We start from the raw sequence: 9,486 nt of genomic DNA, 5'->3' as shown, positions 1-9,486 counted from the left end.
TTCCCCGGCCCCCTCGACCCGCCCGCTCCCGCCGGACTGTCGGTCGCAGCTGTTCTGGCCCGCGCCGTCCGACCCTGCTGCCCCGTTCCTCCCGTCCTGCCCCGTCTCTCCCACCCGTTCCAGCCCGTCCCGTCCCAGGAGGACCGATGCCGTCCCGCTCCGCCCGCTCCACCGGGATCGTCCTCGCCGCCCTCGGACTCGTCGCCGTCGTCCTCGCGATCGTGCTGCTCGTCCGGCCCGCCGGCGGGGGGGCGCCCAGCGCCGGCACGGCGTCCACGGGTCCGTCCTCGGAGCCGTCCGGGGCCGCTCCGCCGACCACCGCCGCTCCGGGCTCCGCCGAGGCGGCCGACGGCGCCGACGCCCCCGCACCGACGGCCTCCACCGCACCGTCCGGCACCGAGCCGGTCACCGGATCCGACGCTCCTCCCGCGATCGTCTCCTTCGCCTCCACCCCCGCCTCCGTCGACTGCGAGGGCGACCGCACCGCCTCCGTCCCGCTCGCCCTGTCCTGGGAGACGAGCGGAGGCGCCACCGCCCGCCTGGCCGTCGGCACCACGGACGCGAGCGCGGGCGAGCCCGTCGACCTCGCCGCGTCCGGCGACGCCTCCGTCACCGCCGACTGCCGCGACTCCGAGACCCTGATCACCCTCGCCGTCCTCACCCCCGACGGCACCACCGCCCAGCGCACCCTCGTCGTCCCCGCCTCCTGACCCGCCCCCGCCTCTCCGCGAGATGCCACTTCGGTACGCGACACGCCGGTGCAGGCGGACCGAAGCGGCATCTCGCCCAGGCTCCCGGGCTCCCGGCGGGCGGCCCCGGCACGGCAGAATGGGACGCGATGACCTCCACACCCCCTCCGCTCGGCCTGCTCCTCGACGTCGACGGGCCCATCGCGAGCCCCGTCACGCGCACGATCTCGATCCCCGAGATCGCCGACGACCTCGTCGCCCTGGCCAACGCCGGCATCCCGATCGTGTTCAACACGGGCCGCTCCGACGCGTTCCTGCGCGAGCGGGTCCTGCCCGCGCTCCTCGAGCGCGGCGTCTCGGCCGAGGCGCGCATCGTGTGCGTCTGCGAGAAGGGCGCCGTCTGGTTCACCGTCGACTACCGCGGCACCTCGGAGCCGATCGTCGACGAGTCGCTCGCGATCCCCGAGCCGGTGGCCCGCGACCTCGAGCGGATGATCCGCTCCGACTACGACGACCTGGTCTTCTTCGACGAGACCAAGCGCGCCATGGTCTCCGCCGAGCAGCTGGTCGACCTGCCGAGCGAGGACTACCTCGAGCGCCAGCTCGTCTTCGACGCCGACGCCCTGCAGATCATGACCGCCGCGGGCCTCGGAGTCGAGCGCCGCGGCATCCGGTACCCGAACGAGGAGGGGACGGTCGACTTCCGCATCGACCCGACCGTCATCTCGACCGACATCGAATCGAACCGGCTCGGCAAGGACCTCGGCGCCCAGCGCGCCGTGGAGCTGCTCGGAGCGACCGGCGCGATCCCGCAGCGCTGGCGCACGGTCGGCGACTCCCGGAGCGACTACGCGATGGCCGACTGGCTGTTCGAGCACGCCTACGACGTCGCCCACGTCGACGTGCGGCCCGCCGAGGGCGTGCCCGAGAAGCCCTACCCGGTCCTCGTCGTCGACGGAGCCGTGAACGACGCGGCCGGCGCCGCCGTGCTCCGCCGCTGGACCGAGCTCGTCGCCGACGAGACGACGCCCGAGGTCGGCGGCGCGATCTCGCTCCACTCGCGCGGCTGATCCGCCACCCCTCGCCGTCCCGCCGCGGGCCCGTTAGCGTTCGAGCATGAGAATCGCAGTCACCGGTGGATCCGGCAAGCTCGGCCGCCACGTCGTCACCCGCCTCCGCGCCTCCGGGCACGAGGTCTTCAACCTGGACCGGGCGGGGGACCGCGGCGCGGGCTTCGTCCGCATCGACATCGCCGACTACGGCCAGGTCGTGGACGCGCTGCAGTCGGTGAACGACCAGTACGACGGGATCGACGCGCTCGTGCACCTCGCCGCGATCCCCGCGCCGGGCCTCGTGCCCGACGTCGCCACGTTCCACAACAACATGATCGCGACGTTCAACGCGTTCCACGGAGCGATCCGGGCCGGCATCCGCAACGTCGTCTACGCCTCCAGCGAGACGGTGCTGGGCCTGCCCTTCGACGTCCCGCCGCCCTACATCCCGGTCGACGAGCAGTACCCGGCGCGCCCGGAGTCGGTCTACTCGCTCACCAAGCACCTCGAGGAGCAGATGGCGATCGAGCTGTGCCGCTGGCACCCTGACCTGAAGATCACGGGGCTGCGCTTCTCGAACGTCATGGACGAGGCCGACTACGCCGAGTTCCCGTCGTTCGACTCCGACGCGCTGCTGCGCAAGTGGAACCTCTGGGGCTACATCGACGGACGCGACGGGGCACAGGCCGTCGAGAAGGCGCTGCTCGCCGAGACGACCGGGTTCGACCGCTTCATCATCGCCGCGGCCGACACCGTGATGACGCGCCCCAACGCCGAGCTGGTGGCCGAGGTGTTCCCCGGCGTCGAGCTGCGCGGCGACCTCGGGACCACCGATACCCTGCTCTCGATCGACCACGCCCGCGAGGTCCTCGGCTACGCCCCCGAGCACTCCTGGCGCGACTCGCAGCAGGCCTGACCCGCTGGCCCCGCGCCGTTCGTGCACGGCTCGGCCCGCAGCCCCACGCACGAGCGCGCCCGGTCCGCAGGATGCCTGCGGGCCGGGCGCGCTCCGTGGGGCCGAGGATCAGCTCGGGATGTAGTTGAAGGTGTCGGGGTCGGGGCCGGTGCGGTGGCCGCGGTCGAGCGCCGTGATGTCGGTCATCGCCTCGTCGTCGAGCTCGAAGTCGAAGAGGGCGAAGTTCTCCTCCACGCGCTTGCGGGTGACCGACTTCGGGAAGACGATGTCGCCGCGCTGGATGTGCCAGCGGAGGACGACCTGCGCCGGGCTGCGGTCGACGTTGCGCGCGATGCGGGTGATGGTGTCGTCGTCGAGGACGAGTCCCTGCGCGATCGGCGACCAGGCCTCGGTCGCGATGCCGTGCTCGGTGCCGTAGGCGCGGAGCTCCTGCTGCACGAGGTAGGGGTGCACCTCGATCTGGTTCACGGCCGGGACGATGGTCGCCTCGGCGCGGAGCCGGTTGAGGTGGTTCGTCTGGAAGTTGGAGACGCCGATCGCCTTCGCCTTGCCGCTGCGGTAGATCTCCTCCATCGCCTTCCAGGTCTCCAGGTAGTCGCCCACGTTCGGGAGCGGCCAGTGGATGAGGAAGAGGTCGACGTAGTCGAACTGCAGCTCGCCGAGGGTGACGTCGATCGCGGCGAGAGCGTCCTCGCGGGCGTGGAAGCCGTTGTTGAGCTTGCTGGTCACGAAGACCTCGGAGCGGTCGAGGCCGGAGGCGCGGACGGCCTCGCCCACCCCCGCCTCGTTGCCGTACATCTCGGCGGTGTCGATGTGGCGGTAGCCGACCTCGAGGGCCGCCAGGGTCGCGTCCTTGGTCTCGGCCGGGTCGATCTGGAACACGCCGAAGCCCAGCTGCGGGATCTCCACGCCGTTGTTCAGGGTGATCGTGGGGACCGTTGCGGTGTCGTCGCTCATGAGCGAGTACGTCCTTTCGTCGGGGCGAGGGCGCAGTGGAGCCGCGCCGTCGTGCCTCCAGTCCATCGTCTGCGGCTCCCAGCTTCAACCCCTTGCGCGCTCGGCGGACATCCAGCTTCCCCGCGGAGGAGGAGTCGGATCCCCCGAACCACCGGTGTGCCCTCCCGGGAACGACGAAGGCCCCCGGCACGGATGCCGGGGGCCTTCGGGGAGCGCGACTTACGCGCGGGACTTGCGGCCGACGATCGCGCCGTAGATGAGGAGGACGACGATCGCACCGACGACGGAGACGATGATGCTCACGATGTTGATGCCGTTGACGGCGTCCTGGATGCCGAACAGCGTGCTGAGGAAGCCGCCGAGCAGCGCGCCCACGATGCCGAGGACGATCGTGATGATCCATCCGCCGCCCTGCTTGCCCGGGAGGATGAGCTTGGCGAGCGCCCCGGCGATGAGGCCGAGGATGATCCAGCTGATGATGCCCATGATGTTTCTCCTTCAGTTCGTGCCCGATCGGCCGTTCCGATGCGAGCGGAGACACCGGCGGGCCGGTGTCCTGTGAGTCGTGGAAGCGGGGGTCAGCGGAGGCGGCGCTGCACCTTATCGCGGGCCTTGCTCGCGATGGCGGTGAGCTGCTTGGCCTCGCGCTTGGAGGTCTTCTTGAGCTTCTTGCGGGTCTTCTTGGTGGCCGGGTCGTTCCACACGCCGAGTGCGAGGTGGCGCAGCTCTTCGTAGCGGCCACGACCGGCGCGGGAGCCGAACACGTAGGCGGTGAAGGCGACCAGTGCCAGCAGGACGAGGCGGGGGTTCATGCGGTGACCCTTCCATCGGAGAGCACCGGGTCGTGCTCGACACCCATTTGACTCTCCTGTGCGATCCGTGACAAACCGCGGCCCGACCATTGACAGGGACCCCTCGCATCGTGTTCCGCGTGCGCGTGTACCCGATTCAGCTGCAGGCCGGAGACGTCTCGGCCGGGAAGCGGTCGTGGAGGTAGCGGCCGTAGCCGCCCTCGACCCGGTTGTCGCGGCGGCCGGAGGTGACCACCTCGCCGTGGTCCGTCGCTCCGACCCGGGCGCCGCTCGCGCGCAGCCGGTCGACGAGCAGGACGTCCTCGTGCAGCGGCTCCTGCCCGAACCCGCCCGCGGCGAGGTACGCGCTCGCGCGGACGCCGAGGTTCGCGCCATGGATGCTGCCGATCGACTCCTCCCGCGCGCGGACGTCGCGCCAGCGCGAATAGGCGCCGGGGGAGAGGTCGGCCGGGTCGGGCCGGACCGTGCCGAGCAGCGCGTCGTGCCGTCGGGCGTGCTCGACGTGGGCGGCCAGCCAGTCGCGGGGGACCACGGTGTCGGCGTCGGTGTTGGCGATCCACACCTGCTCGAGCGGAGCGGTGACGGAGGAGAGGGCGTGCGCGATCCCGGCGGAGCGGGCGGCGCCGACTCCGCAGCGGGCGAGCTCCAGCACCTCGGCGCCGGCGGCACGGGCCCGCCCGACGGTCGCGTCGGAGCAGCCGTCCGCGGCGACCACGAGGCGCATCCCGATGCCGGGCGCCCGGTGGGCGAGGTGGGTCGCGCTCGCCTGAACGGAGGCGATCAGGCTGCCGATCCGCTCCTCCTCGTCGCGCGCGGGAACGACGACCAGCACCTGCGCGAGCCGGCTCACACCAGCCCCGTCCGGCGGGCGACCGAGCGGGAGTCGCGGGCGTGGACCTCGAGCAGGACGTCCTCCTCCTCGTGGCGGGCGAGGCGGTGCAGGCCCAGCTCCGCCACGGCGGACTGCACGGCGTCGCCGTCGAGCGCGAGACCCTCGATCGGGTGCCGCCAGTGCACGGTGACGAGCTCGCCCGCGGGGGCGAGGGCGTCGCGGATGCTGCGCAGCACGCCGGGGAGGGCGTCGCCGAGGTAGTAGCCGACCTCCGAGAGCACGACCAGGTCGAACGGACCCTCCGGCACGCCGCGGGTGATGTCATGGTGCTCGACCCGCACGTGCTCGAGCGGAGCGAGGCGGCGGGCGGCGCGCTCGACGGCGGCGCTCGAGACGTCGATCGCCAGCAGTCGGTCGGCCCGGTCGGCCAGCGCCTCGGCGAGCACGCCGATCGAGGCGCCGATCTCCAGCACCGAGCCGTAGCGCTGCTCCGGCAGGCTCGCGAGGGTCAGGGCGCGCTTGCGCTGCTCGTACCAGCGGCTCGTGTACCCCCACGGGTCCTCGTGGCGGGCGTACAGCTCGTCGAAGTAGCTCATGCGATCCTCACCAGCCGGTCGTCCCCGGCGAAGGTGCGCAGGAAGAGCGGGTGGAGCACCGGGCCGGTCCCGTCGGGCCCGGGGCGGGTCTGGCTCGGATACCGGGAGCGGGCGCGGCGGGTGCGCTCGAGCAGCTCGTCGTCGAGCGGCAGGCGCACGAGGTCGCCCCACGGCACCTCGGGGTCCTCCGGGTCCGCCCAGTGCCACAGCCAGATCGGCGCGGCGAGCAGCGGCTGCCCGAGCTCGTGCGCGACCTCCGCGCAGACCTCGCCGACCACGCGGTGGTCGCGGTGCCCGTCCCCGGTCCAGGTGGAGAGGAGGAGGACGGTCCCGGAGGCGCCGGCCGCCCGCTCGCGCACCTCGCGCGCGATGCGCTCGCGGTGGTCCGGGGTCGCGGAGTCCGGCACGTCGAGGAAGGCGAGCCCGATCCCGGGGCCCAGCTCCGCCAGGGCGTCCGCGGCCTCCCGCCGGCGCTCGGCGGCCAGGTCCGCGTCCCGCTCGCCGTGGGCCGCGGCTCCGTCGGTCACGACGACGACGTCCACCGCGATCCCGCGCCGGCGCGCGAGTGCGATGGTGCCGCCGCAGCCGAGGGTCTCGTCGTCGGCGTGCGCGACGACGACCAGGACGCGCCGGATCTCCTCGGGCAGGGTCAGCTCCGGGAGGCGGTCGCGGCGGCCGTCCGCGCTCCAGCGCTCGAGAGGAGTGCCCTCGAGGCGCCCGTCGAAGGGCCGACTCACCAGGAGGCCGCCTCGCCCGAGGCGAGCACGGCGCGGCCGAGAGCGGCGTCGTCGCGCTCGGCGTGGTGCTGGCGGACGTAGAGCGCGAGGTCGGCGACCCGCTTGGCGTGCTCGGCGTCGAGGGCGAGCGGAGCCGGGCCGAGCGCGCGTCCGGCGCGGAGCAGGATCTCCTCCACCGCCCCGGCGACGCTCGCCCGCACGCGCTTGGCGAGCAGCGAGCCCCGGGGTCCGTCGGCCTCGCCCGCGTCGATCGCCGCGGCGGCCTCGTCCAGTGCCCGGCGCGACGCGGAGAGCGCCGTGTCGATCGCTCCGAGGTGGGCCAGGAGGTGCGGGTCCTCGCGCCGGGCGGCCGCAGCCGCGACGGCCGCCGCGACTCCGAGGGCTCCGCCGTGCCAGCAGGCGGCGACGCCGATGCCGCCCCAGGCGAAGCCGGGCCGGGAGAGGTACCAGCCGGAGTCGCCCACGGGAACGGCCCGGGCGTCGGAGAAGCGGACCGGTCCGCTGGGGACCTCCGTCAGCCCGCGCGCGTGCCAGGCGTTCTGCTCCGGCGTCGCCGTCCCGTCGCGCAGCGCCACGGCGAAGAGGCGGCGCTCGCCGGAGGCGTCCCCGACGTGCGCGGTGACGAGGGCGGCGTCGAGGCGGTCGGCCAGCGAGCACCAGGGCTTCACTCCGTCGAGCAGCCAGTCGCCGTCGCTCTCGCGGGCGACCAGAGGATCCCCGCCGCCCTCGGCCGCGAAGACCCCCCAGGCGGCGTCGGCGGAGACTCCGAGTCCGGACGGGTCCAGCTCCGCCTCGCCGAGGATCGCGAGAGCGTCGAGGTGCGGCTCCACCGCGCGCGCGACGCCGAGGTCGTGCCGGGCCAGGCGCTCGAGGAGCCCGTGCAGCTCGGCGGTGCGACCGGTGCCGGGCCGAGGCGCGTCGGTGCTCAGAGCGCGCGCGAAGGCGAGTGCGCCGTCGACGTCAGGGGGGAGGAGAGAGGAGGAGTGCTGGTCCATCGCCTCCGAAACTACGCAGTCGAGCGGGCGGCGTCCGGCGATTGTCCCCGAACGGAGGGGGTGCTAAGCGTCAGAGGTCCAGGTCGTTGATCCTGTGCAGGAGAGAGGCGAAGAGCTCGACGTCGGCGAGCGCCCAGCTGCGCAGCTCCTCGTGCATCAGCGCCTGGTTCGAGCTGCGGATCTCGCGCAGCCGCGCGGCGGTCGCTCGAGTCACCGAGAGGATCGTGGCGCGTCCGTCCTGGGGGTCGGGGGTGCGCTCGAGGAAGCCGAGGCGGTCGAGCGCCGTGATCTGGCGGCTGAGCGCCGACTTGTCCATCTCGAGAAGCTCGGCCAGCACGCCGGAGTGCACGGGCCCCCGGCGCTCGAGCGCCGAGATCGTCTTGTAGCCCAGCGGCGTCAGCTCCGGGTGGAGCCGCTCGGCGTAGGAGCGCATCGCCGCCCGCACGCGGTTGAAGAGGGTGCTGAGCTCGCCCTCCACCGAGGCGATCGCGGAGTCGACGTCGCGGGCGGAGTCGGGGGTCGGGCCGGTCATGCCTCCAGCATCCCGCGGGAGGGCCCTCCTCCTCGACTTGCGCCCGCGCGCCGCGATGACGTACGCTTCCCGAAGCCAAAGACCGCCGGTTTCCGGTGTGCGCACGAGCAGGGCCCCGGCCCCGCGGATCGCCACCGGACGAAGGATTCGCGAAGCGAATTGCCCGCGCAGGTGCACGAGTTCAGTTCCGCCTCACCGCGATCCCGAAGCTCCGCGCCCCTGTGCCGGAGCTTTTTTCTTTGCCTGCCTTCGGGCTACCGGCACGAGAATTCACAGGAGTAGCCATGGCGAACAAGGAAGCCTCGGTTGCCGAACTCACGGAGAAGTTCCAGAGCTCGACGGCCGTTCTGCTGACCGAGTACCGCGGTCTCACTGTTGCTCAGCTCAAGACGCTGCGCAAGGACATCAGTGAGCACGCAACCTACGCCGTGGTGAAGAACACGCTGACCAAGATCGCGGCGAACAACGCCGGTATCTCGTCCTTCGACGACGAGCTCGCTGGCCCCTCGGCCATCGCGTTCGTGCACGGCGACCCTGTCGCCGTCGCGAAGTCGCTGCGTGCCTTCGCCAAGGCAAACCCTCTCCTCGTGGTCAAGGGCGGTTACTTCGACGGTAACCCGCTGACCGCAGAAGAGGTGGGCAAGCTCGCCGACCTCGAGTCCCGCGAAGTTCTGCTCGGCAAGCTCGCCGGCGCCTTCAAGGCCTCGCTGTTCGGTGCCGCATATCTGTTCAACGCTCCGCTCTCGAAGGCCGTTCGCACGGTCGAGGCGCTGCGCGAGAAGCAGGAGTCCGCGAGCTGACGTCTTCCCCTCCCGGGAAGCAGTGCGCGCGCGGTTCGTAGACAAAGAAAAACAAGGAGAAAAATCATGGCAAAGCTCACGCAGGACGAGCTCATCGAGGCCTTCAAGGAGCTCACGCTCATCGAGCTCTCGGAGTTCGTCAAGAAGTTCGAAGAGGTCTTCGAGGTCACCGCTGCGGCGCCCGTCGCCGCCGCCGGTGTGGCCGGCCCGGCCGCCCCCGCCGAAGAGGTCGAGGAGCAGACCGAGTTCGACGTCGTGCTCGAGGCCGCCGGCGAGAAGAAGATCCAGGTCATCAAGGAGGTGCGCGCCCTCACCAGCCTCGGCCTCGGTGAGGCGAAGGCGCTCGTCGACGGTGCCCCCAAGGCGGTCCTCGAGGCCGTCAACAAGGAGACCGCCGAGAAGGCCAAGGCTCAGCTCGAGGGCGCCGGCGCGACCGTCACCGTCAAGTAGTCCCCCTCACCCGTCGCGGGTGCCGGCTCCGGCCGGTCGCTCGTCAGGGTGACGCAGGCACGCCTGCAGACGCAGGGCGTCGTCTCCTCGGAGGCGGCGCCCTTCGTCGTTCCCGCCC

The 9,486-nt window shown here is 72.4% G+C and carries 13 protein-coding genes; 5 read left to right on the top strand and 8 right to left on the bottom strand.

Features of this window, described 5'->3' with window-relative positions; all coding sequences use genetic code 11:
- The first annotated feature begins 146 nt into the window (after nucleotides 1–146).
- The 3 genes from C5D08_RS09020 (at nucleotide 147) to C5D08_RS09010 (ending at nucleotide 2,657) form a co-directional block, all read left to right on the top strand.
- Nucleotides 147–710 carry a hypothetical protein gene (locus C5D08_RS09020; protein WP_104276747.1) on the top strand — a complete coding sequence of 188 codons (564 nt, stop codon included), beginning with the start codon at nucleotides 147–149 and terminating at the stop codon, nucleotides 708–710.
- Between the two features lie 128 nt (nucleotides 711–838).
- Complete coding sequence (locus C5D08_RS09015; RefSeq protein WP_104276746.1) at nucleotides 839–1,759, top strand: hypothetical protein; 921 nt, start codon at nucleotides 839–841, stop codon at nucleotides 1,757–1,759.
- 46 nt (nucleotides 1,760–1,805) lie between these two features.
- Nucleotides 1,806–2,657: an NAD(P)-dependent oxidoreductase gene (locus C5D08_RS09010; RefSeq protein ID WP_104276745.1), complete on the top strand. Its 852-nt coding sequence runs from the start codon at nucleotides 1,806–1,808 to the stop codon at nucleotides 2,655–2,657.
- Between the two features lie 108 nt (nucleotides 2,658–2,765).
- Here the strand turns inward: C5D08_RS09010 and C5D08_RS09005 are convergent, their stop codons facing one another.
- The 8 genes from C5D08_RS09005 to C5D08_RS08970 all read right to left on the bottom strand — a co-directional run bounded on the left by C5D08_RS09005 (nucleotide 2,766) and on the right by C5D08_RS08970 (nucleotide 8,118).
- On the bottom strand, nucleotides 2,766–3,614 hold the full coding sequence (locus C5D08_RS09005; RefSeq protein WP_104248244.1) for an aldo/keto reductase: 849 nt from the start codon (nucleotides 3,612–3,614) through the stop codon (nucleotides 2,766–2,768).
- A 219-nt stretch (nucleotides 3,615–3,833) separates the two neighbouring features.
- Nucleotides 3,834–4,100, bottom strand: coding sequence for a GlsB/YeaQ/YmgE family stress response membrane protein (locus C5D08_RS09000; RefSeq protein ID WP_104224330.1), 267 nt, complete (start codon nucleotides 4,098–4,100; stop codon nucleotides 3,834–3,836).
- 92 nt (nucleotides 4,101–4,192) lie between these two features.
- Nucleotides 4,193–4,426 (bottom strand): hypothetical protein, encoded by a 234-nt coding sequence (locus C5D08_RS08995; protein WP_104227476.1) that lies wholly within the window; start codon nucleotides 4,424–4,426, stop codon nucleotides 4,193–4,195.
- 136 nt (nucleotides 4,427–4,562) lie between these two features.
- Nucleotides 4,563–5,276 (bottom strand): glycosyltransferase family 2 protein, encoded by a 714-nt coding sequence (locus tag C5D08_RS08990; RefSeq protein WP_104276744.1) that lies wholly within the window; start codon nucleotides 5,274–5,276, stop codon nucleotides 4,563–4,565.
- A complete protein-coding gene (locus C5D08_RS08985) occupies nucleotides 5,273–5,854 on the bottom strand; it encodes a class I SAM-dependent methyltransferase (RefSeq protein ID WP_104276743.1) in 582 nt (193 codons plus the stop codon). The genes C5D08_RS08990 and C5D08_RS08985 overlap by 4 nt, the downstream gene beginning before the upstream one ends.
- Complete coding sequence (locus C5D08_RS08980) at nucleotides 5,851–6,591, bottom strand: PIG-L deacetylase family protein (RefSeq protein WP_181126232.1); 741 nt, start codon at nucleotides 6,589–6,591, stop codon at nucleotides 5,851–5,853. The genes C5D08_RS08985 and C5D08_RS08980 overlap by 4 nt, the downstream gene beginning before the upstream one ends.
- On the bottom strand, nucleotides 6,588–7,586 hold the full coding sequence (locus C5D08_RS08975) for an acyl-CoA/acyl-ACP dehydrogenase (protein ID WP_104276742.1): 999 nt from the start codon (nucleotides 7,584–7,586) through the stop codon (nucleotides 6,588–6,590). Before C5D08_RS08975 ends, C5D08_RS08980 begins: the two co-directional genes overlap by 4 nt.
- 70 nt (nucleotides 7,587–7,656) lie before the next feature.
- Entirely contained in the window at nucleotides 7,657–8,118 is a 462-nt protein-coding gene (locus C5D08_RS08970; protein ID WP_104276741.1) for a MarR family winged helix-turn-helix transcriptional regulator, read from the bottom strand.
- Between the two features lie 284 nt (nucleotides 8,119–8,402).
- Between C5D08_RS08970 and rplJ the strand changes: the two genes are divergently transcribed.
- Together rplJ and rplL are read left to right on the top strand one after the other, a co-directional pair.
- Nucleotides 8,403–8,918, top strand: coding sequence for a 50S ribosomal protein L10 (rplJ, locus tag C5D08_RS08965; protein ID WP_055791018.1), 516 nt, complete (start codon nucleotides 8,403–8,405; stop codon nucleotides 8,916–8,918).
- 66 nt (nucleotides 8,919–8,984) lie between these two features.
- On the top strand, nucleotides 8,985–9,368 hold the full coding sequence (gene rplL / locus C5D08_RS08960; protein ID WP_104224335.1) for a 50S ribosomal protein L7/L12: 384 nt from the start codon (nucleotides 8,985–8,987) through the stop codon (nucleotides 9,366–9,368).
- The last annotated feature ends 118 nt before the right edge of the window (nucleotides 9,369–9,486 follow it).

Source organism: Rathayibacter sp. AY1B6 (genome assembly GCF_002932755.1).
Classification (GTDB): domain Bacteria; phylum Actinomycetota; class Actinomycetes; order Actinomycetales; family Microbacteriaceae; genus Rathayibacter.
Note: the sequence above shows the minus strand (reverse complement) of the source record. Positions and strands in the feature narration are given on the sequence as shown.